22 protein-coding genes are annotated in these 25534 nt (G+C 54.4%); 20 read left to right on the forward strand and 2 right to left on the reverse strand.

Translation table 11 applies throughout. The features are described 5' to 3' along the window. Positions 1–33 precede the first annotated feature (33 nt). From virA to virG, 13 genes are all read left to right on the forward strand, one after another. The gene (virA, locus tag JZX89_RS22070; protein WP_045231713.1) at positions 34–2535 is read left to right on the forward strand and encodes a two-component system sensor kinase VirA; all 2502 of its coding nucleotides are present in this window, start codon (positions 34–36) and stop codon (positions 2533–2535) included. Positions 2536–3079: 544 nt separating this feature from the next. Beyond that, a complete protein-coding gene (locus JZX89_RS22075) occupies positions 3080–3817 on the forward strand; it encodes a type IV secretion system lytic transglycosylase VirB1 (RefSeq protein ID WP_045231712.1) in 738 nt (245 codons plus the stop codon). Then, positions 3817–4182, forward strand: coding sequence for a pilin major subunit VirB2 (gene virB2, locus JZX89_RS22080; RefSeq protein WP_010891502.1), 366 nt, complete (start codon positions 3817–3819; stop codon positions 4180–4182). The genes JZX89_RS22075 and virB2 overlap by 1 nt, the downstream gene beginning before the upstream one ends. After that, entirely contained in the window at positions 4182–4508 is a 327-nt protein-coding gene (locus tag JZX89_RS22085; RefSeq protein WP_010891501.1) for a type IV secretion system protein VirB3, read from the forward strand. The genes virB2 and JZX89_RS22085 overlap by 1 nt, the downstream gene beginning before the upstream one ends. Beyond that, positions 4508–6877 carry a type IV secretion/conjugal transfer ATPase VirB4 gene (virB4, locus tag JZX89_RS22090; protein ID WP_045231711.1) on the forward strand — a complete coding sequence of 790 codons (2370 nt, stop codon included), beginning with the start codon at positions 4508–4510 and terminating at the stop codon, positions 6875–6877. Before JZX89_RS22085 ends, virB4 begins: the two co-directional genes overlap by 1 nt. Positions 6878–6893: 16 nt before the next feature. Beyond that, on the forward strand, positions 6894–7556 hold the full coding sequence (virB5, locus tag JZX89_RS22095) for a pilin minor subunit VirB5 (RefSeq protein ID WP_010891499.1): 663 nt from the start codon (positions 6894–6896) through the stop codon (positions 7554–7556). Positions 7557–7656: 100 nt separating this feature from the next. Next, a complete protein-coding gene (locus JZX89_RS22100; RefSeq protein ID WP_010891498.1) occupies positions 7657–8544 on the forward strand; it encodes a type IV secretion system protein in 888 nt (295 codons plus the stop codon). Positions 8545–8578: 34 nt separating this feature from the next. After that, complete coding sequence (locus JZX89_RS22105; RefSeq protein WP_010891497.1) at positions 8579–8746, forward strand: type IV secretion system lipoprotein VirB7; 168 nt, start codon at positions 8579–8581, stop codon at positions 8744–8746. After that, positions 8733–9446 carry a type IV secretion system protein VirB8 gene (locus JZX89_RS22110; protein WP_010891496.1) on the forward strand — a complete coding sequence of 238 codons (714 nt, stop codon included), beginning with the start codon at positions 8733–8735 and terminating at the stop codon, positions 9444–9446. The genes JZX89_RS22105 and JZX89_RS22110 overlap by 14 nt, the downstream gene beginning before the upstream one ends. Next, positions 9443–10324, forward strand: a complete 882-nt coding sequence (virB9, locus tag JZX89_RS22115; RefSeq protein WP_010891495.1) for a P-type conjugative transfer protein VirB9 — start codon at positions 9443–9445, stop codon at positions 10322–10324. Before JZX89_RS22110 ends, virB9 begins: the two co-directional genes overlap by 4 nt. Beyond that, positions 10321–11454, forward strand: a complete 1134-nt coding sequence (gene virB10, locus JZX89_RS22120; RefSeq protein WP_045231710.1) for a type IV secretion system protein VirB10 — start codon at positions 10321–10323, stop codon at positions 11452–11454. Before virB9 ends, virB10 begins: the two co-directional genes overlap by 4 nt. Positions 11455–11494: 40 nt before the next feature. Further along, positions 11495–12529, forward strand: coding sequence for a P-type DNA transfer ATPase VirB11 (virB11, locus tag JZX89_RS22125; protein ID WP_010891493.1), 1035 nt, complete (start codon positions 11495–11497; stop codon positions 12527–12529). Between the two features lie 218 nt (positions 12530–12747). Beyond that, on the forward strand, positions 12748–13509 hold the full coding sequence (virG, locus tag JZX89_RS22130; protein ID WP_010891492.1) for a two-component system response regulator VirG: 762 nt from the start codon (positions 12748–12750) through the stop codon (positions 13507–13509). Between the two features lie 141 nt (positions 13510–13650). Here the strand turns inward: virG and JZX89_RS22135 are convergent, their stop codons facing one another. Continuing rightward, positions 13651–14259 (reverse strand): conjugal transfer protein VirC2, encoded by a 609-nt coding sequence (locus tag JZX89_RS22135; RefSeq protein ID WP_045023999.1) that lies wholly within the window; start codon positions 14257–14259, stop codon positions 13651–13653. A gap of 2 nt (positions 14260–14261) precedes the next feature. Continuing rightward, positions 14262–14957, reverse strand: coding sequence for a conjugal transfer ATPase VirC1 (locus tag JZX89_RS22140; RefSeq protein ID WP_010891490.1), 696 nt, complete (start codon positions 14955–14957; stop codon positions 14262–14264). Between the two features lie 270 nt (positions 14958–15227). On the opposite strand from JZX89_RS22140, the gene virD1 reads away from it, so the two are divergent. The 7 genes from virD1 (at position 15228) to virE1 (ending at position 25522) form a co-directional block, all read left to right on the forward strand. Continuing rightward, positions 15228–15671 (forward strand): T-DNA border endonuclease subunit VirD1, encoded by a 444-nt coding sequence (gene virD1, locus JZX89_RS22145; RefSeq protein WP_010891489.1) that lies wholly within the window; start codon positions 15228–15230, stop codon positions 15669–15671. A 33-nt stretch (positions 15672–15704) separates the two neighbouring features. Then, complete coding sequence (locus JZX89_RS22150) at positions 15705–17048, forward strand: T-DNA border endonuclease VirD2 (protein WP_045231709.1); 1344 nt, start codon at positions 15705–15707, stop codon at positions 17046–17048. Between the two features lie 302 nt (positions 17049–17350). Further along, positions 17351–19084, forward strand: coding sequence for a protein virD3 (locus JZX89_RS22155; RefSeq protein ID WP_236775265.1), 1734 nt, complete (start codon positions 17351–17353; stop codon positions 19082–19084). 73 nt (positions 19085–19157) lie between these two features. Further along, positions 19158–21164, forward strand: a complete 2007-nt coding sequence (virD4, locus tag JZX89_RS22160) for a type IV secretion system ATPase VirD4 (RefSeq protein ID WP_045231707.1) — start codon at positions 19158–19160, stop codon at positions 21162–21164. Between the two features lie 111 nt (positions 21165–21275). Then, complete coding sequence (locus tag JZX89_RS22165; RefSeq protein WP_045024003.1) at positions 21276–23801, forward strand: virA/G regulated protein; 2526 nt, start codon at positions 21276–21278, stop codon at positions 23799–23801. A 1162-nt stretch (positions 23802–24963) separates the two neighbouring features. Beyond that, positions 24964–25215, forward strand: a complete 252-nt coding sequence (gene virE3, locus JZX89_RS22170) for a type IV secretion system virulence effector VirE3 (RefSeq protein ID WP_010974776.1) — start codon at positions 24964–24966, stop codon at positions 25213–25215. A gap of 115 nt (positions 25216–25330) precedes the next feature. Then, entirely contained in the window at positions 25331–25522 is a 192-nt protein-coding gene (gene virE1 / locus JZX89_RS22175) for a type IV secretion system effector chaperone VirE1 (RefSeq protein ID WP_010891482.1), read from the forward strand. Positions 25523–25534 lie beyond the last annotated feature (12 nt).

Consider the following 25534-nt stretch of genomic DNA (forward strand, 5'->3'; position numbering starts at 1 on the left):
GGACTGAGCGCTGGTACGAGGACGTAAGTGCGGATGAATGGAAGGTATTCACCGTCTCGGCAAGATTTCAAGACAGGCGCCAAGCCTTGGTCTATCCTGGCCTTGGTAGTTGCTGCAATGATTTTTGCCTTGATGGCGATTACGTCTTGGCAGGACAATGAAACCAATCGGGCGATCCTGACCCAATTGCGAGCTATTAACATCGACAGTGCTTCGCTGCAGCGGGATGTACTCCGCGCGGAAGCGGGTGTGGTGGCGAACTACCGGCCCATTATCTCCAGGTTGGGAGCTTTGCGGAAGAACCTGGAAAATTTGAAGCGACTATTTAAACAATCTCATCTTGTGATCGGCAATGATTTCTCTCAACTGCTCGACAAGCTAAAGGTGTCCGTGGATACGACCGACGCGGCCGTTGCAGCCTTCGGAGCGCAAAACGTGCTCCTGCAAGATTCGCTTGCCAGCTTCACTCGCGCGCTTAGTATTCTTCCCAAAATGTCGTCGACGGATCAGACGGTCGAAAATTCGAACGAATTGGGCAGCCTGATGCTGCAGTTTGTGCGTCAGCCAAGCCCAACACTCTCGTTGGAGATCAGTCACGAACTCGACATGCTCCAAAAAGCTAGCGGTGGGGCTGAAGTTCCTATCCGTATACTTGCACGCGAGGGTCGCGTCATCTTGTCGCTTTTGCCCCGTGTGAACGATGCCGTAAACATGATTCAGACCTCCGACACCGCTGAAATTGCCGAAAGATTGGAGCGCAAGTGTTTGGAGGCCTATAGCTTGCAAAGCGTGAGGGAGCAGCGGGCACGGATCTTCTTGGGTTCCGTTTCGGTGGGCCTTTGCATCTACATCATCTCACTGGTCTATAGGCTGCGTCGGAAAACGGCTTGGTTAACGCGGCGTTTGGATTACGAAGAGGTAATCAAAGAGATTGGGGTTTGTTTCGAGGGGCGAGGGGCCACAGCGTCGTCCCTCAATTCGTCCGCGCAAGCTGCGCTTGGAATTATTCAACGCTTCTTTAATGCGGAATCGTGTGCACTAGCATTGGTGGACCATGGTGACAGGTGGGCTGTCGAAAGTTTCGCTGCGAAGCTGCCTGAGCCCGTCTGGGAGGACCTCGCGCTACGCGAGATGGTTTCTCTTGCCAGAGCGGATGAGCGTGCGTCAGTATTCCGCATCATGTCGACGCGAAAGGTCAGCTGCCTTCCTCCGGAGACTCCGGGCGTTTCTATGCTGCTGGCACACAAATCTACGGATCAACTGATAGCGATTTGTTCCCTCGGTTACCAGGGCTATCGTCTGAAATCTTGTCCAGGCGAAGTTCAGCTTCTTGAACTCGCCACCGCCTGCCTCTGCCACTATATCGATGTTCGGCGTAAGCAGACCGAATGCGATATTCTGGAGAGGCGATTAGAGCATGCGGAACGTCTTCAGGCAGTTGGTACACTTGCTGGTGGAATAGCGCATGAGTTCAACAACATTTTGGGAGCAATCCTCGGGTACGCTGAAATGGCGCAAAACATGCTGCGTCGGTCATCTGTCACCCGAAGACACATTGACCAAATTATTTCGTCGGGTGACAGAGCCAGGCTCATTATCGATCAGATCTTGACTCTAAGTCGAAAACTAGAACGCGTGACAAAGCCGTTCAGTGTCTCCGAACTCGTAATGGAAATTGCTCCCTTATTGCGTGTTGCATTGCAGCGCAACATCGAGCTGAAGTTCAAGTTTGACGACAAGAAGAGCGTAGTCGAAGGAAGCCCGCTAGAGGTTCAGCAGATGCTGATGAATCTTTGCAAGAACGCTTCCCAGGCGTTTACCGCCGATGGTCAAATCGACATCATCGTTAGCCGAATTTTTGTATCTCGACAGAAAGTACTGGCGCATGGTGTTATGCCAGCTGGCGACTATGTTCTTCTTTCTGTCAGCGACGACGGTGAAGGCATTGCCGAAACTGTGCTCCCCCACATTTTTGAGCCTTTCTTTACAACACGCTCTTGCAGCGGCGGCACGGGTCTAGGTCTTGCTGCCGTGCACGGTCATGTCAGCGCGCTTGCAGGATATATTGACGTTACTTCAGCCGTAGGGCGAGGGACGCGCTTCGACATTTATCTACCTCCTTCCTCGAAGAAGCCCGTCAGCCCGGACGCGTTTTTTGGGCCCTGTAAAACACCGCGAGGCAACGGAGAAATTGTGGCATTGATTGAGCCAGATCCTGTCTTGCGGGAGGTGTACGAAGACAAGATCGCCGCTCTGGGCTATGAGCCGGTGGGCTTTAAGACATGTGCAGACCTTTGCAATTGGATATCAAAAGGCAAGCAAGCCGATCTGGTTCTAGTTGACCAATCGTCTCTTCCCGAGAATCAGAGTGCTACTGCTTTGCACGCAGCCTTCAAGACGGCGTCCATCATCATTGGAGGAAGTGATCTTAAAATGTCACTTTCCAGCGATGACATGACGTCCGCGCTTTTTCTGCCCAAACCTATATCCTCCAGGACGATGGCCTACGCGATTCGTACCAAGATCAAAGCCTAGAGTTGAGGATGTTTTTCAGGAGACTCGACCAGGGTAATCAGCACGTCTGTTCGGCGCGCCTATAGCTATGGTTTCTCGCAATCGCTTTGGGCAGTCGGTTGTGGCGGTGCGTCTTCTGAGACCCGAAGGTTGGCGATTATCTGCTGGAGGTCTTCGATACCGTCTTCGAAGAACAAGACATATGTTCGCTGAGCTCGGACATAGGATAGTCGGCATAGGCGGATACCCTCGCCACGCAAATGGCGCGATCGACACCCTGATCGGAGCCTGCGAAGTGCCACAGTTTATTGAAACCATCCCCCGTTCATTCCGCCCTGGAATTTCACTTCGACGGCATTCTAGATCCTCGCCGTTGTCTTAGAGAGCCATCTTTCGTCGCCGCACCCTTAAGTGCATGGAAAGCCGTTTTCGCTTCAAATGAAATCGAAAAGAAGAAAACAAAAATCCTAGAGTAACCGACCCTCCCGATAATCGTGAACATCAGATGACAGCATTTCTTCCGACCGAAGTGGCTGTGTTGGTTATGAGCTTGGGGAGATGGGGAATGTTGAAGGCAACAGGGCCGCTGTCGATTATCTTACTGGCCTCCACGTGCCCGTCGAGCGGTGCTGCCCCACTTTCATTTGCTGAGTTCAATAATTTTGCACGCGAATGCGCTCCATCCGTTGCTCCATCTACGCTTGCAGCGATCGCTCAGGTCGAAAGTCGCTTTGATCCGCTTGCTGTGCATGACAATACCACCGGCGAAACGCTTCACTGGCAGAACCAGGCTCAAGCAACGCAAGTCGTGATGGACCGTCTCGAAGCACGGCATTCGCTGGATGTTGGGCTCATGCAGATCAATTCCCGGAATTTTTCCGTGCTCGGTCTGACACCTGACGGAGCCCTTCAACCTTGCACGTCATTATCTGTCGCCGCAAACTTGCTTGGGAGCCGCTACGCTGGCGGCAACACGGCTGACGACGAGCAATTGTCGCTTCGTCGGGCAATCTCCGCCTATAACACCGGTGATTTTACGCACGGCTTCGCGAACGGCTACGTGCGAAAAGTTGAAACGGCCGCTCAACAGCTCGTCCCCCCGTTAACCGCGCGTCCAAAAGATGATCGTGAGAAGCCGGGATCCGAGGAAACATGGGATGTTTGGGGGGCATATAAGCGTCGTTCCCCGGAGGGCGGATCTGGCGGATCATCCGGTCCGCCTCCGCCGCCAGACGAGGACAACCGCAAATCCGAAGACGACGATCAACTCTTGTTCGACTTAAATCAAGGAGGTCCGCAATAATGCGATGCTTTGAAAGATACCGTGTACATCTGAATCGCCTCTCGCTCTCGAACGCGGTGATGCGCATGGTATCCGGCTATGCGCCGAGCGTGGTCGGTGCAATGGGGTGGAGCATTTTCTCCTCTGGGCCGGCCGCGGCCCAATCTGCAGGTGGCGGCACTGACCCAGCCACAATGGTTAACAACATATGCACGTTTATCCTTGGTCCGTTCGGCCAGTCACTCGCTGTTCTTGGCATCGTGGCCATCGGAATCTCCTGGATGTTCGGTCGCGCTTCACTCGGTCTCGTTGCCGGCGTCGTCGGCGGCATTGTCATCATGTTTGGAGCCAGCTTCCTGGGCAAAACGCTGACTGGAGGTGGCTAATGAATGATCGTCTGGAAGAAGCAACCCTTTACTTGGCGGCGACACGGCCCGCATTGTTTCTTGGCGTGCCGCTGACGTTGGCGGGGCTACTCGTGATGTTTGCCGGCTTTGTCATCGTCATCGTTCAGAACCCGCTGTACGAAGTCGTTCTCGTGCCCTTGTGGTTCGGAGCGCGGCTTGTGGTGGAACGAGACTATAACGCGGCCAGCGTCGTTCTTCTTTTTTTGCAGACGGCGGGAAGGAGCGTTGATGGTCTGATTTGGGGCGGCGCAAGCGTTAGCCCAAATCCAATCAAGGTTCCCGCGCGAGGGAGAGGAATGGCGTAATGCTCGGAGCAAGTGGCACAACCGAAAGGTCTGGCGAGGTCTATCTACCCTACGTCGGGCACCTCAGCGACCAGATTGTCCTTCTAGAAGATGGATCGATCATGACGATGGCGCACGTAAGTGGCATGGCCTTCGAACTCGAAGATGCCGAAATGCGCAATGCACGTTGCCGTGCATTTAATACGCTCTTGCGCAATATCGCTGATGATCATGTGTCAATATATGCTCACCTCGTACGTCATGACGATGTGCCGCCGTCACCCGCGCGACATTTCCGCAGCGCTTTTTCCGCCAGTCTGAGCGAAGCTTTTGAGGAGCGCGTTCTCTCCGGCAAACTCCTTCGCAATGACCACTTCCTTACGCTGATCGTGTCTCCCCGGGCCGCGCTTGGCAAAGTGAGGAGAAGGTTCACCAAACGCTACAGACAAAAAGAAAACGATCTCACAGCTCAAACCAGGAACCTGGAAGATCTCTGGCATCTTGTCGCTGGCGCTCTCGAAGCGTACGGCCTGCGTCGTCTTGGTATTCGTGAGAAGCAAGATGTGCTTTTTACGGAGGTTGGAGAAGCTCTGCGGCTGATAATGACTGGTCGATTCACGCCGGTTCCCGTCGTTAGCGGTTCGCTCGGCGCCTCGATCTATACCGACCGAGTTATTTGCGGCAAGCGGGGACTCGAGATCCGAACACCAAAAGATAGTTATGTGGGATCTATTTACTCGTTTCGCGAATACCCCGCAACGACGCGACCGGGTATGCTCAACGTGCTACTGTCTCTCGATTTTCCGCTTGTTCTGACGCAGAGCTTCTCGTTTCTGACTCGCTCGCAAGCCCACTCGAAGCTCAGCCTCAAGTCCAGCCAAATGTTGAGTTCTGGCGACAAAGCCGTCACCCAAATCAGCAGATTATCCGAGGCGGAGGACGCACTAGCGAGCAACGAATTCGTTATGGGGGCGCATCATTTGAGTCTTTGCATATATGCAAATGATCTCAATAGTCTTGCAGATAGAGGTGCCCGCGCCCGGACGCGATTGGCGGATGCGGGAGCTGTTGTTGTCCAAGAGGGCATCGGCATGGAGGCGGCTTATTGGTCGCAGCTGCCAGGCAACTATAAGTGGCGCACGCGTCCGGGAGCGATCACATCGCGCAACTTCGCTGGTTTAGTCTCATTCGAGAATTTTCCCGAGGGATCCGGCTCAGGTCACTGGGGCAACGCGATTGCGCGCTTTCGTACCAATGGTGGAACCCCTTTCGACTACATCCCGCACGAGCACGATGTCGGCATGACGGCGATATTCGGTCCCATCGGGAGGGGTAAAACGACGCTCATGACCTTTATCCTCGCGATGCTCGAGCAGAGCATGGTCGACCGCGCGGGTGCGGTTGTCCTCTTCGACAAGGACCGCGGCAGTGAGCTGCTGGTTCGCGCCACCGGGGGAACATATTTGGCGCTCCGTAGAGGAGCGCCGAGCGGATTGGCGCCATTGCGTGGCCTGGAAAATACAGCGGCTTCACATGATTTTCTGCGCGAATGGATCGTGGCGCTCATTGAGAGCGATGGCCGTGGAGGAATATCCCCCGAGGAAAATCGCCGTCTGGTGCGGGGTATCCATCGGCAGCTCTCGTTTGATCCCCACATGCGCTCAATCGCGGGGTTACGCGAATTTTTGTTGCATGGACCCGCCGAAGGGGCGGGAGCGAGACTCCAACGCTGGTGCCGTGGCAATGCACTAGGCTGGGCGTTCGACGGCGAGCTCGACGAAGTAAAGTTGGATCCTTCGATTACTGGTTTCGACATGACGCATCTTCTCGAATATGAGGAAGTATGCGCTGCCGCCGCAGCATATCTTCTGCACCGCATTGGAGCCATGGTTGACGGCCGTCGGTTTGTGATGAGTTGCGATGAGTTTCGCGCCTATTTGCTAAATCCTAAATTTGCGGCGGTCGTCGACAAGTTCCTGCTTACTGTCCGCAAAAACAATGGGATGCTGATACTGGCAACGCAGCAACCTGAGCATGTCCTGGAATCGCAGCTAGGCGCCAGTCTCGTCGCGCAATGTATGACGAAGATTTTCTATCCTTCACCCACGGCAGATCGATCGGCTTACATCGATGGACTGAAATGTACTGAAAAGGAATTTCAGGCGATCCGTGAAGACATGGCAGTAGGTAGCCGGAAGTTTCTGCTTAAACGAGAAAGCGGAAGCGTCGTCTGCGAATTCGATCTGCGGGAAATGCGCGAATATGTCGCCGTACTTTCGGGGCGCGCCAACACGGTGCGCTTCGCGGATCAGCTTCGCAAAGTACAGGGGGACAACCCATCAGCCTGGCTCAGCGAATTTATGGCTCGTTACCACGAGGCAAAAGATTGATCAAAGGTGGGGAACTATGAAGATCATGCAACTTGTTGCTGCGGCCATGGCCGTCAGCCTTCTTTCGGTCGGGCCCGCGCGGGCGCAGTTCGTTGTCAGCGATCCGGCGACGGAAGCTGAGACGCTGGCGACGGCGCTCGAGACTGCGGCAAATCTCGAACAGACCATAACGATGGTGGCGATGTTAACCTCGGCTTATGGCGTCACCGGCCTACTAACTTCGCTCAACCAAAAAAATCAGTATCCCTCGACCAGGGACTTGGACACGGAAATGTTTTCGCCGCGAATGCCAATGTCGACCACGGCACGTGCGATCACCACCGATACAGATCGCGCCGTAGTTGGTGGCGACGCTGAAGCGGATCTGTTGCGATCGCAGATCACCGGTTCCGCAAATAGCGCGGGCATTGCGGCTGACAACCTGGAGACGATGGACAAACGCTTAACAGCGAATGCCGAGACCTCGACACAGCTTTCTCGCTCTCGCAATATCATGCAGGCAACCGTTACCAACGGTTTGCTTCTCAAGCAGATCCATGACGCAATGATTCAAAATGTACAGGCGACCAGCTTGTTAACGATGACCACCGCGCAGGCTGGCCTTCATGAGGCGGAAGAGGCGGCCGCTCAACGTAAGGAGCATCAAAAGACTGCGGTCATCTTTGGGGCCGTCCCCTGAGACTGGGCGACTTATTCGTGCCGCCCATCTGCACATTTCAGGATGCGAGTTCATTGTATCCGACATTCTGCGACAAGCCAGTCAAGGTCAGGTCCAAACGATGAATTTCACGATCCCGGCGCCGTTTACGGCCATTCATACGATCTTCGATCTAGCCTTTACGACAAGCCTGGACACAATGCTTGGGACGATCCAAGAGGCGGTGAGCGCGCCATTGGTCGCCTGCGTCACTCTTTGGATTATCGTTCAGGGTATTCTGGTCATGCGTGGCGAAATCGACACGCGCGGCGGTATCACTCGGGTGATCACGGTCACCGTCGTTGTTGCCCTTGTCGTCGGGCAGGCCAACTACCACGACTATGTGGTTTCAGTCTTTGAAGAGACGATTCCAAACTTTATTCAGCAGTTTAGTGGCAGCGGCCTGCCTCTGCAGACCATTCCCGCTCAGCTCGATACAATGTTCGCCCTAACCCAGGCTGCATTTCAGAGAATTGCATCTGAAATCGGCCCGATGAATGACCAGGACATCCTTGCTTTCCAGGGGGCTCAGTGGGTCTTTTATGGCACGCTCTGGTCTGCCTTCGGAATCTACGACGCCGTCGGAATTCTCACGAAAGTGCTTCTGGCGATCGGCCCTTTGATCCTCACGGGATATATCTTTGATCGCACGCGCGACATCGCGGCAAAGTGGATCGGGCAACTTATCACCTATGGTCTCCTACTTCTCCTGCTAAACCTCGTGGCGACAATAGTCATCCTAACCGAAGCGACTGCACTCACGCTTATGCTTGGTGTAATCACCCTTGCCGGTACGACCGCGGCCAAGATCATTGGTCTTTACGAACTCGACATGTTCTTTCTGACTGGTGACGCACTCATTGTCGCTTTGCCGGCAATCGCCGGCAACATCGGAGGCAGTTATTGGAGCGGCGCGACCCAATCTGCCAACAGCTTGTACCGTCGCTTCGCTCAGGTCGAGCGTCGTTAGGTCCCGCAAAAAATTCACGTCGGTGGAGAACTCTATGAAATATTGCCTGCTGTGCCTGGCTCTCGCTTTAGGCGGCTGCCAGACAAACGATAAATTGGCGAGCTGCAAAGGCCCAATATTCCCGCTGAATGTGGGGCGATGGCAGCCTACGCCGTCAGATCTTCAGCTCAGCAACGTAGGTGGTCGCCATGAAGGGGTCTGAATACGCCTTGCTAGTAGCGCGGGAAACCCTGGCTGAGCACTACAAGGAAGTGGAAGCTTTCCAAACTGCGCGTGCGAAATCAGCGCGGCGCCTCTCCAAGGTCATTGCAGCTGTCGCAACCATCGCGGTTTTGGGGAATGTTGCGCAAGCCTTCACAATTGCCACCATGGTGCCGCTGATCAGGCTTGTGCCGGTATATCTATGGATACGGCCGGATGGCACCGTTGACAGCGAGGTGTCCGTCTCCCGATTGCCTGCAACTCAAGAGGAGGCCGTCGTTAACGCCTCACTGTGGGAGTATGTTCGGCTGCGCGAGAGCTATGATGCCGATACCGCCCAGTACGCCTATGACCTGGTCTCGAACTTCAGCGCCCCAATGGTGCGCCAAAATTATCAGCAATTCTTCAATTATCCCAATCCAACTTCGCCTCAAGTCATCCTCGGCAAACACGGCAGGCTAGAGGTCGAACACATCGCTTCGAATGATGTTACTCCGGGTGTGCAGCAAATTCGCTATAAGCGAACCCTCATCGTTGACGGCAAAATGCCGATGGCGAGCACTTGGACTGCTACGGTTCGTTATGAAAAGGTGACCAGCTTGCCCGGCAGATTGAGACTGACCAACCCGGGAGGCTTGGTTGTCACCTCCTACCAGACATCGGAAGATACCGTTTCGAACGCAGGCCACAGCGAACCATGACGAAAAAAGCATTTCTCACTCTGGCATGTTTACTTTTTGCGGCGATTGGCGCGAGGGCTGAAGACACGCCAACGGCGGGCAGACTTGATCCGCGCATGCGTTATCTCGCTTACAATCCCGATCAAGTGGTGCGCCTTTCAACGGCGGTTGGAGCCACTTTGGTTGTTACTTTCGGGGCTAACGAAACGGTGACAGCTGTTGCCGTTTCCAATAGCAAAGATCTCGCGGCCCTTCCACGCGGAAATTATCTTTTCTTCAAGGCTAGCAAGGTTCTCCCACCCCAGCCAGTGGTCGTGCTAACTGCGAGTGACGCCGGTATGCGACGCTACGTTTTCAGCATCTCTTCCAAGACGCTGCCGCACCTCGATAAAGAGCAGGCCGATCTCTACTATAGCGTACAATTCGCTTACCCTGCCGATGACGCAGCGGCTCGCCAGAAGGCGGCACAAGAGAAGGCTGTTGCAGACCGTATACGTGCGGAAGCGCAATATCAACAGAGAGCAGAGGGTTTATTGGAGCAGCCTGCCACGACCGTTGGTGCCGAGGACAAGAATTGGCACTATGTCGCTCAGGGCGATCGTTCGCTGTTGCCGCTCGAAGTCTTCGATGATGGATTTACGACGGTATTTCACTTCCCAGGTAATGTACGCATACCCTCCATCTACACGATAAATCCGGATGGAAAGGAAGCTGTCGCTAACTATTCAGTCAAAGGGAGCTATGTCGAGATTTCTTCGGTTTCCCGTGGTTGGCGTCTGAGGGATGGCCACACGGTATTATGCATTTGGAATACCGCCTACGATCCCGTCGGCCGCAGGCCGGAGACGGGCACTGTGAGGCCCGATGTGAAGCGCGTCCTAAAGGAGGTGAGAGGGTGAACGACGACAATCAGCAATCGGCGCATGATGTCGATGCGTCGGGGTCCCTGGTCTCCGACACACATCACCGGCGCCTTTCGGGGGCTCAAAAGTTGATCGTAGGAGGTGTAGTTCTCGCGCTATCACTTAGCCTCATTTGGCTTGGCGGGCGTGAAAAGAAGGAAAACGGGGACGCACCCCCGTCAACCATGATCGCCACGAACACCAAGCCATTTCATCCGGCTCCGATTGACGTTACACTTGATCCTCCGGCTGCCCAGGAAGCTGTTCAGCCGACTGCTCCTCCGCCAGCACGAAGTGAGCCGGAACGGCATGAGCCGCGGCCGGAAGAAACACCGATTTTTGCGTACACCAGTGGTGATCAAGGGACCAGCAAGCGCGTTCAACAAGGCGAAACGGACCGAAGACGCGAAGGCAATGGGGAAGACAGTCCTTTGCCGAAGGTCGAAGTGTCCGCCGAGAATGATCTCTCGATACGCATGAAGCCCACCGAGCTGCAGCCCACCAGGGCTACGCTCTTGCCTCATCCCGACTTCATGGTGACGGAGGGGACGATTATTCCATGTATCTTGCAAACGGCAATCGACACCAGTCTGGCAGGCTATGTAAAATGCGTGTTACCCTGGGATGTTCGTGGAACAACGAACAACGTTGTGCTTCTTGATCGCGGCACCACCGTTGTTGGCGAGATCCAGCGCGGTTTGCAACAGGGAGATACGCGTGTTTTTGTGCTCTGGGATCGGGCGGAGACACCCGACCATGCCATGATTTCGCTTGCGTCACCAAGCGCTGACGAACTCGGTCGCTCGGGATTGCCGGGCACCGTCGACAATCACTTCTGGCAGCGCTTTAGCGGGGCCATGCTCTTGAGTGTCGTCCAAGGTGCCTTCCAGGCAGCGAGCACCTACGCTGGCAGCTCGGGTGGAGGGACGAGCTTCAACAGCGTCCAGAATAACGGTGAACAAACGGCAGACACAGCCCTCAAGGCCACGATCAACATACCGCCAACCCTGAAGAAGAATCAGGGCGACACGGTCTCCATTTTTGTCGCACGGGATCTCGATTTCTCAGGCATATACCAGCTTCGTATGGCTGGTCGCGCGGCGCGGGGGCGGGATCGCCGTCCATAACGAATTCAACTTATCACTTACAGATGGAGATACGATACAAATGGAGGTGGATCCGCAATTACGAATCCTTCTCAAGCCAATTTTGGAATGGCTCGATGACCCGCGGACCGAAGAAGTTGCGATAAATCGACCTGGGGAGGCATTTGTGCGCCAGGCCGGCGCCTTCCTCAAGTTCCCTTTGCCTGTCTCCTATGACGATCTCGAAGATATCGCTATTTTAGCAGGCGCGCTGAGAAAACAGGACGTTGGACCACGCAACCCACTTTGCGCAACTGAACTTCCAGACGGCGAGCGGCTGCAAATCTGTTTGCCGCCGACGGTACCGTCGGGCACCGTCAGCTTGACGATTCGACGGCCAAGTTCCCGTGTTTCTAGTCTCAAAGAAGTCTCGTCCCGTTACGATGCTCCGAGGTGGAATCAGTGGAAGGGACGAAAAAAACGGCATGATCAGCATGATGAAGCTATCCTTCGGTACTATGACAACGGGGATCTGGAGGCGTTTCTGCACGCATGTGTCGTTGGTCGGTTGACGATGCTGCTTTGCGGACCCACCGGGAGTGGCAAGACAACGATGAGCAAGACCTTGATCAACGCTATCCCGCCGCAGGAAAGGCTGATTACCATCGAAGATACGCTCGAACTCGTCATTCCACACGAGAACCACGTAAGGCTGCTTTATTCTAAGAATGGGGCTGGGCTGGGCGCAGTGACCGCTGAGCACCTGCTACAGGCTAGCCTGCGCATGCGACCGGACCGAATACTGCTCGGCGAGATACGCGACGATGCCGCGTGGGCTTATCTGAGTGAAGTCGTCTCAGGGCATCCGGGATCGATTTCCACAATACATGGTGCCAATCCCGTCCAAGGTTTCAAAAAGCTATTTTCGCTCGTGAAAAGCAGCGCTCAGGGGGCTAGCTTGGAAGATCGCACCCTGATTGACATGCTCGCAACCGCAGTTGATGTCATCGTACCCTTCCGTGCCCACGGTGACATTTACGAGGTGGGCGAAATCTGGCTCGCTGCCGATGCGCGTCGGCGCGGTGAGACAATAGGCGATCTTCTTAACCAGCAGTAGTTGTGATCCATGTTTCTAAATGCCGCATGGCGCGTTGTAGAATTACGTTTGTAGCAATGCTCAGCAATCTTTGTCATAAAACGGAGACATCTAGTTTGCATTTCTGTCGTGCGCGGTTTGGTCGAAATCTTGCCGAAATGCCCGTGTAGTGAGAGAAAATTGACGAGTGGAGTCTAACGAATACAACCTTTACGTGTATAAATTCTGTTGAGCTGCAAATGGCTGGCCAGGATCCTAGATTGAGAGGTGAACCGTTGAAACACGTTCTTGTCATCGATGACGATGTCGCTATGCGGCATCTTATAGTCGAGTATCTTACGATCCATGCCTTTAAGGTGACTGCGGTAGCCGACAGCAAGCAGTTCAATCGTGTACTCTGCTCCGAGACGGTCGATGTCGTGGTCGTCGATCTTAATTTGGGTCGCGAAGATGGGCTTGAAATTGTTCGTAGTCTGGCCACGAAGTCCGATGTTCCAATCATAATTATTAGCGGCGCTCGCCTCGAAGAGGCGGACAAAGTTATTGCGCTCGAGTTGGGAGCAACCGATTTTATTGCCAAGCCTTTTGGGACGCGGGAATTTCTGGCGCGCATCCGTGTTGCGTTACGCGTGCGGCCCAGTGTCGCGCGAACCAAAGATCGACGCTCATTTAGTTTCGCTGACTGGACACTTAATCTCAGGCGACGCCGCTTGATTTCGGAAGAGGGCAGTGAGGTGAAACTCACGGCAGGTGAGTTTAATCTCCTGGTTGCTTTCCTGGAGAAGCCGCGCGACGTCCTATCCCGGGAGCAGCTTCTGATCGCCAGTCGGGTACGCGAGGAGGAGGTGTATGACAGAAGTATTGATGTCCTCATTTTGCGGCTGCGCCGGAAGCTTGAGGGGGATCCGACGACCCCTCAGTTGATCAAGACTGCAAGAGGTGCTGGCTATTTCTTTGACGCTGACGTGGATGTTTCGTACGGGGGTGTGATGGCGGCCTGAGGTAGAGGTGCATTTCGCCTTTAGCAATCTGTTCCCAACGTGAGCAGATTGCTATGCGGCTTGGCAAAGCTGCCTTTCCTCGGTACTATCCGAAAAACTCAGCACTGCGGAGTGATTGGATGGGTCCTATCTTTTGAGAGATCAGCTGTTCGTTGCCTTCTCCCGAGCAAAGAAACATGCAAGCGCTGCGGTAGCCAGCTTGTGGCCAAAAGCCCGGGCGGTCTCCAATCCCAATGGATCAAAGTGATTGCGAGCGACTTCTATTAGCGAGACCGGGAACATGCGGGAGGTCTGAACGATGATTGATTTTTCGAAAGCTGTGTGAGGGATCGGATAACTCTTCGGAGCCGCACGAAACGATCCATCCGCCAGCATGTTTTCAAAATCGCCAAGCGCACGGCGCAAGATCATTTGTAGCGACTTGGAAGGACTGTATTGCAGGATCAGGTTGTCATATATCTTCGATACTTCAGGCGCGGGCGGGCGCGCTGAAAGGAAGACCTGGATCTTTCCTGGCGCTGTCGTCGAACTCAAAGCATCCACGGTCAGCATCGATTGCTGATCAGAGCTGTGACAACGCTTGGCGGTGGCTGGGGCAGGTCGTCGATCTTCCTCGTCGAGATTTTCAGGCGGCTGCGGCAGGGTCGAGTTTTGGGTGGCAACAGGCAAAGAAGGATGGACGATTTCGGGTCGAGCGGCGGCAAGCCGCCTGGCCTCCCCGACAGACAAAGCGGGTTTGCGAATTCCCATCTTCACCCCTCCAAGGCTTCGCTAACCAATTTGGAGATAGTGACGAGTTCCTCCATGGCGATTCTGAGATTCCGTTCGAGGAGGCGCATTGTCGGATCGGTTCTCATATTCAGCAATGTGAGATGCAACATGCCACGTTCCTTCATCGCGGCAAATGCGTCTCTCTCGTGCATGGGAGACTGTACAACTGGAAGGCTTGCGAGCATGTCCGACATCGCGCGCTGCGATGTGGTCAATCGACCAACCGGCACGCGTTGGCGCAATACGGCTGTCGGAATTGCCAAGTTCTCGCTCAGCAGCAGTTCAATGACATAGCGGTAGGTCGACAATGCTTCATCGATATCGAGCGGAGTTAACATGGTCGGGATCAGAAGCAGGTTTGAGCTGGCAATGATCGTGTTGTTGAGTTCGCTCGAACCACCATGCGTATCGGCCAGCGCATAATCAAATCCCTGGAGTTCGGCGTCCTCATAGGCCGCCTCAAGGAGTGCCATTTCCTCGGCGGCGTAGACTTCGCAGAAGGAGCCCCAGGTATTGCTGCGAAGGGCGTTTTCTTTCCATCGCGTTAGTGGTCGGTTTTCATCAGCGTCGAAGAGAGCCAATCGTTTGCCGTCACTTGCAAAGGCGGCGCAAAGACCCATGAGTGCCGTGGTTTTGCCGGCTCCTCCCTTGAAGGAGCAAAATGTCAGAAGTTTCATGTCCTTATCCTGTCGATTTTGTGAAGCGGAAGTGCGTCTGTACTTTTATTTGTGTGTATGATTTTGCGATCATTCATGAGTAATGTAGTAATTACCTGATTTTATATTTCAATTTTATTGTAAAATAATTTCAATTGTAATAATATAAAAATAAATATCCCTTATGTGTTCTTGATTTCGTTTTGTATATGGCTAGATTCCCATCTGCCACGACGAGGAAATGCTACGGCGGGGCAAGTTCAGATCTTTCCGTCTTCTATGGAGGAAGCTATGTCGCAAGGCAGTAGGCCCACCTCAAGTGACATTGCCGTCAACCAGCGCGAATGCGTGAAGGTTGAAGGCTTCAAGGTCGTCAGTACCCGATTAAGATCGGCCGAATATGAGAGTTTTTCTCATCAGGCACGCTTGCTGGGCCTCTCCGACAGCATGGCCATACGGGTTGCGGTGCGCCGCATTGGTGGCTTTCTTGAAATCGACGCAGAGACTCGTCATAGGATGGAGGCCATACTACAATCCATAGGAACACTCTCAAGCAACATTGCCGCGCTGCTATCTGCCTATGCCGAAAATCCGACAATGGATTTGGAGGCTTTGCGAGCTGAACGTATCGCCTTCGGTAAATCTTTCGCTGACCTCGACGGCTTGCTCCGTTCCATTTTGTCCGTATCACGGCGGCGGATCGACGGTTGCTCGCTGCTGAAAGACGCCTTGTAGCACTGACGTAGCACTTGGCGGGGAACATATTCGATGCCCGATCGAGCTCAAGTTATCATTCGCATTGTGCCGGGAGGTGGCACCAAGACCCTTCAACAAATTATCAATCAGTTGGAGTATCTATCCCGGAAGGGCAGGCTGGAGCTGCAGCGTTCAGCCCGACATCTCGATATTCCCCTGCCACCGGATCAAATCCACGAACTTGCCCGAAGCTGGGTTCAAGAGACTGGAACTTATGACGAAAGTCAGCCAGACGAGGAAAGGCAACAGGAGTTGACCACCCATATTATTGTAAGCTTCCCCGCGGGTACAAGCCAGGTAGCGGCTTATGCGGCGAGCCGGGAGTGGGCAGCCGAGATGTTTGGGTCAGGCGCAGGGGGGGGCCGATACAACTATCTTACGGCCTTCCACATCGATCGCGACCACCCACATCTGCATGTCGTCGTCAATCGGCGCGAACTTTTAGGACACGGCTGGCTGAAGATATCTCGGCGCCATCCCCAACTGAATTACGACGCCCTGCGCATAAAGATGGCCGAGATTTCACTTCGTCATGGCATTGCCCTCGATGCGAGCCGACGAGCAGAACGTGGCATCACCGAGCGGCCGATCACTTATGCCCAATATCGGCGCCTTGAGCGGGAGCAGGCTCGCCAAATCCGTTTCGAAGACGCGGATTTGGAACAGTCGTCGCCGCAAGGAGATCATCCAGAATTCAGCCAACCTTTCGATACATCCCCATTTGAAGCATCCGCGGGCGGACCGGAGGACATGCCTCGGCCCAACAATCGGCAGAATGAGTCGCAAGTTCATCTCCAGGAGCCAGCTGGTGTCAGCAACGAAGCCGGTGTCCTTGTGCGGGTTGCATTGGAGACGGAGCGCCTTGCTCAACCATTCGTTTCCGAAACCATTCTCGCGGACGACATAGGGAGCGGCTCTTCGCGTGTTGCCGAGGGCCGTGTGGAGAGCGCAAACCGCACTCCCGATATTCCTCGCGCAGCAACTGGAGCTGCCACGCACACGACACACGACCGGCAGCGGCGTGCAAAGCGTCCTCATGATGACGACGGAGGGCCGAGTGGAGCAAAACGTGTGACATTGGAAGGCATCGCGGTTGGGCCCCAGGCGAACGCCGGCGAACAGGATGGCAGTAGTGGCCCCTTAGTACGGCAAGCTGGAACGTCTCGGCCATCTCCACCGACGGCCACGACGCGGGCCAGCACCGCAACCGATTCATTGTCTGCTACAGCCCACCTCCAGCAACGGAGAGGTGTCTCTTCAAAGCGTCCGCGTGAAGATGATGATGGAGAACCGAGTGAACGCAAACGCGAGAGAGATGAGCGCAGCAAGGACGGGCGTGGGGGAAATAGGAGATAGAGAAGGACCGAGTGATGGCAAATGAAGAGTTCACCAGACACTATGCGTGGCCCGCTCCTGTGGCTTCGAATGATGAAGGGCGTGGGACCGCGCGGATCCCCATCCAGGCACAATCAATCGTTGCTGGAGAAGACGGTCGGGACACTTCGGTCCCAACGGCTTTGTCGCGACCGCCAATTGAAGATATGCCGCACGGCGTCCAAGAAACATCGGCGAGTGGCGGACGACTGGGAGCGGCCCGTCTGCGGGATCCCGTAATCCCGCCAGGAATATCCGAAGCCCGCACGGACCTATCCGCAATTTTGCGGAAAAAAAGCGGTTCTTTCCGCACCGGTATGCAGTATCTGCGTGAGCTTGAACGGGAAAATCTTGATAAACAAGACAGGGAAGCCAGTGCGTTGCCAGATTTAAGTGCAAGGGGCATAAAGCGACCGCGCGAAATTGAGTATCCCGGCAATGCAAGCGGATTAACCATAAAGAGGCAAGTCGGCTTAGGCATAGAGATCAATACTATCTCGGCATCTTCTCCCGTGAACCGGGCCGCGCATTCGTCGAACTGGCAAGGCGCGCCGGAACAGGGCGTGTACAATGTTCAGCCATCGGCAGATAGAGCACAGAAATCTGCGCAGGAAAGTTCGACGTTTCCCGATGGCACTCCTGTTTCCGCTCTCTATTCAGGCCCACTCGCAGAATGGTTCGAGAGGGATACTGGCAGCGAGACGACCAGGAATTCAGGCAACACCATTTCGTCACCGCTCCGAGGGCTGGAGGAGTTCGGCGATTCCGCGGACAGCCGGTATCTTGGGCGCGAAGCTCAGAGTCTTTCAGTTACCGTAACAACGCCTAATTCGAATGCTGAGGCAAGTTCTCATAGCGCACACACTGAAACTCTCGACGATGTCAGCAGTGACCACTCGAGCGAACAGGGGAGGGGTCCCCTTGGCGCCGCAATCCTTGGATCCCATCATGACCTTTCACCGCGTGCACAGAAGTTATCACAAACAAACCGCGATTCCCCTGAACTGACCGACGCCGAACTGGCAAAAGTCGATGCGGTGTTCGAATCTCTCTCCAAGGGGCCCCCGGCCGGGGAGTGCGCCGCACCGGACTTTCGTGAGCGCGGACCAGGCGGCGCTTTCCAGAAAGAAGGCGTGTCCGACAGGGCGAACGGGGTGCCCACTAACTGGGAGGTACCTTTTGGTCGCGGTGGCGGGCATTCACCGCAAGCGCTGAGGTCCTCAGGAGTGGAGCTCGATGACTTCCCTGATTTCACCGAGGCCGAACTGGCAAAAATCGACGCACTAGTCGAATCTCACTCCAACAGATCTTTATCAGTGCGAAATATAGTACCAGATTTGCGCGGAGCGGGAGCAGACAACGTCTTCCGGAAAGAAGGCGTTGTCGAACGCGCGGAGAAGATGCCGATCGATAGTGTGAGTCTTACCAGACTGAATGGCGAGCGTTCACGTTCACTGAAGACATCGCAAGCAAGCCTTGAGGATTTCCCCGATCTAACCGATGCCGATCTGGCCCATATCGAAGAGTCGGAGCGGATCGCAAGAACTGCTGTTGAAAAGGGGAAGCAAAAAATCTCGACCGAAGCCGATACGCGGTTTGATTTGGGCAACTCTTCTGCACCCCGGGTTAGCCCTCGATCGGTTACCCCGTTGGTTCCCAATGCCAATCAGCCGATTACATCGTGGTTCTACGAGGCACAAAAGACTTGTGACAAATTGGTAGAGAACACTTACGTGAAGCCGGCCGTTGACAGTTCTAGGGCGCGAAATGACGTCGAAAACACCGCTGCCAGGCTTGGTGACCCTGCTCCTGCTTTGGGGCATGACAATCTTGGTAGAACTCGCGCGTTTACGCCCGTTCGCGACGTGATGTCTAGACCCAGCGCGGACCGACAACTGGCTAGTCATGCGGCAGAACATTCGGCAATAGACGACATTTGGAAACGGGATGACCGTGATCGCAGGACACACCCTTATAGAGGATTGGATTCGCGTTCACGTGAAGGTTACGGGCGGTAAAGGCTGTGTTGTTCGCAGCAACACCCAAATCAAAAGCCCAATTTGCGATCGATCGAAGAATCTCGGTGAAGTGATGAATTCGAGCAAGACTACGCCCCAGCGTTTAGCTGTCAGCATCGTATGTTCGCTGGCAGCCGGTTTTTGCGCGGCAAGTCTCTATGTAACATTTCGCCATGGTTTCAATGGCGAAGCGATGATGACGTTTAGCGTCTTCGCCTTTTGGTACGAGACCCCGCTCTATATGGGTCATGCGACCCCCGTCTTCTATTGCGGTTTAGCCATTGTCGTCTCGACGTCTATTGTTGTGCTGTTAAGCCAACTTATCATATCGTTTCGCAATCACGAGCATCATGGCACGGCTCGTTGGGCGGGATTTGGCGAAATGCGGCACGCCGGTTACCTGCAGCGCTATAATCGTATCAAGGGGCCGATCTTTGGAAAGACGTGTGGCCCTCGTTGGTTCGGCAGTTATCTGACCAATGGCGAACAGCCTCACAGTCTTGTTGTCGCGCCAACGCGCGCCGGCAAAGGCGTTGGCGTCGTTATTCCGACGCTCCTAACCTTCAAGGGTTCGGTGATAGCCCTCGACGTCAAAGGCGAGCTTTTTGAGCTGACTTCCAGAGCACGCAAAGCGGGCGGCGACGCCGTTTTCAAGTTCTCACCTCTGGATCCAGAGCGACGGACTCATTGTTACAATCCCGTCCTCGATATTGCAGCTTTACCGCTCGAGCGGCAGTTTACCGAGACGCGCCGCCTCGCCGCAAACCTCATCACGGCCAAAGGCAAGGGAGCGGAAGGCTTTATCGACGGCGCGCGGGACCTTTTCGTTGCGGGCATCCTTACCTGTATTGAGCGCGGTACGCCAACAATTGGTGCGGTCTACGACTTATTTGCTCAACCTGGAGAGAAGTACAAACTTTTTGCGCACCTCGCGGAAGAAAGCCGAAATAAAGAGGCTCAGCGTATTTTCGACAATATGGCGGGTAACGACACGAAAATTTTGACTTCTTATACATCAGTGCTCGGCGACGGCGGACTTAACCTGTGGGCTGATCCATTGGTTAAAGCAGCGACAAGTCGATCAGATTTTTCCGTCTATGATCTGCGTCGGAAGAGGACCTGCGTCTATCTTTGCGTCAGTCCCAACGACCTCGAGGTCGTGGCGCCATTGATGCGCCTCCTTTTTCAGCAGGTCGTGTCAATTCTGCAGCGATCACTGCCAGGTAAAGATGAGCGGCATGAAGTTTTGTTTCTCCTTGACGAATTTAAACACCTGGGGAAGCTTGAGGCAATCGAGACCGCGATTACAACCATCGCCGGTTACAAAGGCCGCTTCATGTTTATTATTCAGAGTCTCTCGGCCTTGACGGGCACCTACGATGACGCGGGCAAACAAAACTTTCTCAGTAACACTGGCGTGCAAGTATTTATGGCCACGGCCGACGACGAAACACCGACCTATATCTCAAAAGCTATCGGCGACTATACGTTCAAGGCGCGTTCGACCTCATACAGTCAAGCCCGAATGTTCGATCATAACATCCAGATTTCCGATCAGGGGGCACCGCTTTTGCGCCCCGAACAAGTGCGCTTGCTTGACGATAACAATGAAATCGTCCTTATTAAAGGGCATCCGCCTCTCAAACTACGAAAGGTGCGATATTATTCCGATCGTATGCTGAGGCGCCTTTTCGAATGCCAAATTGGCGCCCTCCCTGAGCCCGCATCTTTGATGCTTTCGGAAGGTGTCCATCGGGATGGGCAAGACCTCAGTCAACATGCCGCCGTCACGGAGGCGCAGGGCTTAGGTGACATCGATTCGATACCTAATAATATGGAAGCCGCTACACCGCAAAACAGTGAAATGGATGACGAGCAGGACAGCCTCCCAACTGGAATTGACGTCCCCCAGGGCCTTATTGAAAGCGATGAGGTGAAAGAAGACGCCGGTGGCGTGGTGCCAGATTTCGGTGTTTCAGCTGAAATGGCTCCAGCTATGATTGCACAACAGCAGCTGCTGGAGCAGATCATTGCGCTTCAGCAACGATATGGACCCGCGTCCTCGCACTCGGTGAAATGACTTCAAGCTGCCTTTCACATTGGAATCATTCGATGCGGGGCGTCGTCAGATATTCCGGTTGTATCGAATGCGGAGCTAGACCCCGAGGTTGCCGATTAAGCAGATATCGCCATGAGACCGTCAGGAAACCCAAACGTCGATCTTAGCGGTTCGACTGCATCGCTTGCCGAAGTTCCCGCCGGAGCTACCCCTGTCCTTAATCTAATCGAGCCCAGGAACCGTCCGGCTGACGACTCGCTTGAGGGCCAAACCGATCGCGGCGAGCATCCATCTGCATCATTTGACTATGATGGCATGAAGCTTGGCGCCGCGGAGCGTGAAGCATACGAGAACTGGTGTCCATCGAACCGGCCTACATGGAAAGATCTGGTACTCAGGGCGCGCCTTGATGCAATCGACAGTTCCGCTTGGCTCCCCGATTTGGGCGAGGAGTCGCCTTTGATCTTCAGATATGAAGGGATTCCGCTGGGTGAGGGGGAACGGCAAGCCTACAAAGAATGGCAAGAGGACGCTCAGCCCACATGGGAAGACCTCGTTGTCAACGCACGAATGGCGGAACCTGATCCTTGTGCTGACATCGCAGACGAGCACAATCCCCTCAAAGAAGGCGAGGAGTTTCGGTCTGAAGCGTCGAAACGCAAGCGGAAAAAACCGATCGACCAGGACGAGAATTCTTCTACATCGTTTTACCATGACGGGATGAGGCTCGGAGAACCCGAGCGCGAGGCATATGATAACTGGGGCAACGCGGAGCCGCCCACGTGGAAAGACCTGGTACTTAAGGCGCGCCTTGATGCAATTGACAGCTCCGCCTGGCTCTTTGCTTCAGAAGGGTCTTCCTCGACTTTTGAGTATGAGGGAATTCCACTGGGTGAGGGGGAACGGCAAGCCTACAAAGAATGGCAAGAGGACGCTCAGCCCACGTGGGAGGACCTCGTCGTTAATGCACGCATGGCAGAACTCGACCATTCTTCTTGGATTACAGACGAGCACAATTCCCTTGAAGAAAACTTAGAGTTTGGGCCCGATGCAAGACAGGCCAGCCTGAAGGACTCGACCGACCAGCGGAAGAGTTCTTCCGCGTCATTTATCTATGATGGAATGAAGCTCGGGGAACCCGAGCATGCTGCATACGAGAACTGGAGCAAACCGGAACGACCGTCATGGGAAGCCCTCATCCTAGATGCGCGCCAGGCTTCCATAGCAAGCTCTTCGGTTTCGAATTCGTTACTTGCAAAGACATCCTCGCCAGTCTTTCTATACGAGGGAATGTCGCTAGGGGATGCGGAACGTCAAGCGTATGGAAGGTGGAGGCAGCCTGCCCAACCGCGATGGCAAAATCTTGTGGTGAACGCGCGCCTTGCGGATCTTGATCCGTTGGCCTGGATTCCCGATGAACATGATCCGTTTGCGGAAGCCGAGGCGCTTAGCCCCACTTCGCAATCGAGTGGCGCCAACAAGTCCAACCGCGCTTTGGGTAATCAATCAGATTCAGGCCGGCCCGCCTTCGCATATCTGGCAGCACAAGAGGCGAGTCACCTGCAATCACCGGCATGCTCACAATTGGAAACGAGGCGTGCATTAAATTTCGGGTCGCCTGGACCGGATGCAAATCCAACGGAAAGCATCGCCAAATGTAATCGTTTGGATGGCGTCAGTAAAATTAAGCGATTAGGCACCAAAGGCCGCCGGGCAGTAAACGCGACTATTCACGGCGGCAAGTTCGGTGCGCAAGGACTGTTGTCCGAAGATTGCGGACAAGCGGCTGAGCCCTCTCCGTCGGAACAAACTACTCGGCCGCGAACCGATAATATTGGTACCTATGCAAGCCGGAAAAACGAACGAGCTCGGCTGGCTACAGAGACCGGGAAATACGAATCGGAGCACATTTTCGGATTTAAGGTCGTCCACGATACTTTGCGGGCGACCAAAGAAGGCCGTCGTCTCGAAAGGCCAATGCCGGCATACCTCGAATACAAGGAGCTTCATCGGCAACACGTAGGGACAGGAAGAGGACGGACTGGACTGGTCGGGCGCGGATGGCCGGATGATGCGAGCTATCGCGCAGATCAAAGGGCAACCCTGTCGGACCCTGTTGCGTCCGCGGAAGGTGCAACAGCTTCAAATGGGTACCAGTTGAACCAGCTGGGCTACGCGCACCAGCTCGCCACCCATGGTCTCCAAAGTGAAACGCCCGATGGGGTTACCATGCCAATTCAAGTTGCGACAATTAGCTACAACTATACAGTGAGCCGTGATCCGGTCCTTTCACCACCCAGCAAAGAACAAGCGCCCCCATTGCTACACCTTGGGCCTCGTGGGCAAACGGAAGCTGTGCTTGCCCGCGAGACCGCATTGACCGGAAAATGGCCAACTCTCGAGCGTGAGTGTCAAGTGTATCAGCGGTTTTTGGCCCTGTACGACGTAAAGAAGGATCTGGACGCCAAACAACTTGGTGTACGGCAGAAAAAGCAGGCACTCGTTGCGGCGTTGAACCGGACCGCCGGCTTAATTGGCGCGTCACCTTTGGAAGCTCAATCGTCGACCGCTGAGGTTGAATATACTACCGACGAGCCCGATGAACGACGGGTTTATGATCCGCGCGATCGAGGCAGAGACAAAGCGTTCAATCGCTGACAAAGTCGCCTAGACAATGATTGTTACGGCCTTCGCAATCGATTTCTTGACAGCAGTGCCATTCAACTTTTGATCCACCATCTGCTTGTCTCGTCCCTGGAAAATAATCGGCGGAGAAACGCTCGACAGCTTCTATTGCCAAGCCCCGTGCGATCGATCGTAAGCGCACAATTCACCGCACCTATTCACAGAACAGCGAATGAAGGAGTCTGTGTCCACAAGGGAGACTGTGGACACAATGACATTGGATATCTTGAATGGTTCAGGGGGTCTTCGGGCTGTGAAGGTTCTTCCCAACGGGAAGCGGCGTTTCGATCCGGTCGAGAAAGACCGGCTGATCGACGCTGCAATGAAGCCCGGGGTATCGGTTGAGCGAACGCGAACTTGACACTCAAAGATTACGCGCCGCGGAACGCGCCCTCGATAAACAAGTCTGGCAGAATCCTCCCGTTAACCCCTCCCGGTCGCAACGAGGAGATGCCAATAGTCATCTTCGAAACGAACGCGATGAGCGGCTAGAGTCGGAGATGACGATCGCGCATCAAGCCGCTTCCGTCTCCGTTGGCGAGGATCGCCAAGCTCTTGATGCCGCTCGATCGACCTTGAATGAACTGCACAATTCGCCATCGTCGGATGATAGGGCAAACTTGAGTTCGCCGAGAGCCGAAATTTGCGACCGTACAACGTATCCGCCGTCTCCATCCCATTGAATACGGATATTCCTGAGCATTGAGGTCCGTGCCAATACGTCTCCGGCAAGAGCTGGAGATTTGGCATGGCGGATGATGAGGGATTTGCTGGGCGCTTTGAGATTGTCGAGGCGCGTCGAGGAATACTATCCCCCTCGACAAGCGAAGAGTCTGATCCGTAGGGTCGAGGCCGTGCAGAACACCGTAAACGCTAACGGCGGGATCCCGAACGACCAGTCATTGTGGCATTCCGAAAGAATTACATTCACACGGCACCGGTTACTCGATCACTATCTCCTGCGGCCTTATTCGATAAAGTCGTGCTAACTCCGTGACTTGGCAAGAATTACATATGAAACGCGATATTCGTTTAATGACGGAGGCTCGGATGGTAGATTCACCGAAGGCTCAATTCTATTAGGAGTCTTGATTGTGTCCGAAGAGTGACTGCCGCTGCAGCAGCCTAGAAAGCAATGCACGGTGATGATGTTGATCGGACGGCTTTCGTCCCGCGCAGGCTACCGGCTGAAGCCGCTTACGTCGATAGTCAAGTTGACCTGGCGGCAAACCGACAACCTCACTGTGTGACTTGTTTTGAGCGACTTTTGGTTCAAGAGAAAGATGAAAACCGTCGACGATTGTGGGCTTCCGGCAAAGCATGCGCCACGTCTGAAGAGAGTTGTGCAGGAGGCCCTACACTCGCACCGGGCCATTCGGGGCCATGAAGATGGAGCAAACCTTAATTTGCACCGATAATTTTCCGTTCGATGGATTTGGGCTGGGCAGGATCGGAGCGGAAGGCACTAGGAAAATCGTAATTTCTGTAGGAGAAACAATGATATGGTGATCATCAAGCTAAATGCGAATAAAAACATGCCTGTCTTGGCGGTTGAGAAGCCGCAAGAAATTCACAAAGAGGAGTTGAGCGACCATCACCAGTCAAATGGCTTTACGAGTTTGGATCTCGAAATGATTGAACTGGAGAATTTTGTCCTTCACTGCCCGCTCCCCGAAGAAAACCTAGCCGGCTAAAAGGAGTTAGAC

The sequence above is a fragment of the Agrobacterium burrii genome (assembly GCF_017313405.1).
Classification (GTDB): Bacteria; Pseudomonadota; Alphaproteobacteria; order Rhizobiales; family Rhizobiaceae; genus Agrobacterium; species Agrobacterium burrii.

Coding starts and splice junctions, on each gene's coding strand:
- virB4 (WP_045231711.1), top strand. CDS start 4,508: ATGCTCGGAGCAAGTGGCACAACCGAAAGGTCTGGCGAGGTCTATCTA.
- virD4 (WP_045231707.1), top strand. CDS start 19,158: ATGAATTCGAGCAAGACTACGCCCCAGCGTTTAGCTGTCAGCATCGTA.
- JZX89_RS22085 (WP_010891501.1), top strand. CDS start 4,182: ATGAATGATCGTCTGGAAGAAGCAACCCTTTACTTGGCGGCGACACGG.
- virG (WP_010891492.1), top strand. CDS start 12,748: ATGGCTGGCCAGGATCCTAGATTGAGAGGTGAACCGTTGAAACACGTT.
- JZX89_RS22150 (WP_045231709.1), top strand. CDS start 15,705: ATGCCCGATCGAGCTCAAGTTATCATTCGCATTGTGCCGGGAGGTGGC.
- JZX89_RS22105 (WP_010891497.1), top strand. CDS start 8,579: ATGAAATATTGCCTGCTGTGCCTGGCTCTCGCTTTAGGCGGCTGCCAG.
- JZX89_RS22110 (WP_010891496.1), top strand. CDS start 8,733: ATGAAGGGGTCTGAATACGCCTTGCTAGTAGCGCGGGAAACCCTGGCT.
- virE1 (WP_010891482.1), top strand. CDS start 25,331: ATGGTGATCATCAAGCTAAATGCGAATAAAAACATGCCTGTCTTGGCG.
- JZX89_RS22075 (WP_045231712.1), top strand. CDS start 3,080: ATGTTGAAGGCAACAGGGCCGCTGTCGATTATCTTACTGGCCTCCACG.
- JZX89_RS22100 (WP_010891498.1), top strand. CDS start 7,657: ATGAATTTCACGATCCCGGCGCCGTTTACGGCCATTCATACGATCTTC.
- virB5 (WP_010891499.1), top strand. CDS start 6,894: ATGAAGATCATGCAACTTGTTGCTGCGGCCATGGCCGTCAGCCTTCTT.
- JZX89_RS22165 (WP_045024003.1), top strand. CDS start 21,276: ATGAGACCGTCAGGAAACCCAAACGTCGATCTTAGCGGTTCGACTGCA.
- virA (WP_045231713.1), top strand. CDS start 34: ATGAATGGAAGGTATTCACCGTCTCGGCAAGATTTCAAGACAGGCGCC.
- JZX89_RS22140 (WP_010891490.1), bottom strand. CDS start 14,957: ATGAAACTTCTGACATTTTGCTCCTTCAAGGGAGGAGCCGGCAAAACC.
- virE3 (WP_010974776.1), top strand. CDS start 24,964: ATGCACGGTGATGATGTTGATCGGACGGCTTTCGTCCCGCGCAGGCTA.
- virB11 (WP_010891493.1), top strand. CDS start 11,495: ATGGAGGTGGATCCGCAATTACGAATCCTTCTCAAGCCAATTTTGGAA.
- virB2 (WP_010891502.1), top strand. CDS start 3,817: ATGCGATGCTTTGAAAGATACCGTGTACATCTGAATCGCCTCTCGCTC.
- JZX89_RS22135 (WP_045023999.1), bottom strand. CDS start 14,259: ATGGGAATTCGCAAACCCGCTTTGTCTGTCGGGGAGGCCAGGCGGCTT.
- virB9 (WP_010891495.1), top strand. CDS start 9,443: ATGACGAAAAAAGCATTTCTCACTCTGGCATGTTTACTTTTTGCGGCG.
- virD1 (WP_010891489.1), top strand. CDS start 15,228: ATGTCGCAAGGCAGTAGGCCCACCTCAAGTGACATTGCCGTCAACCAG.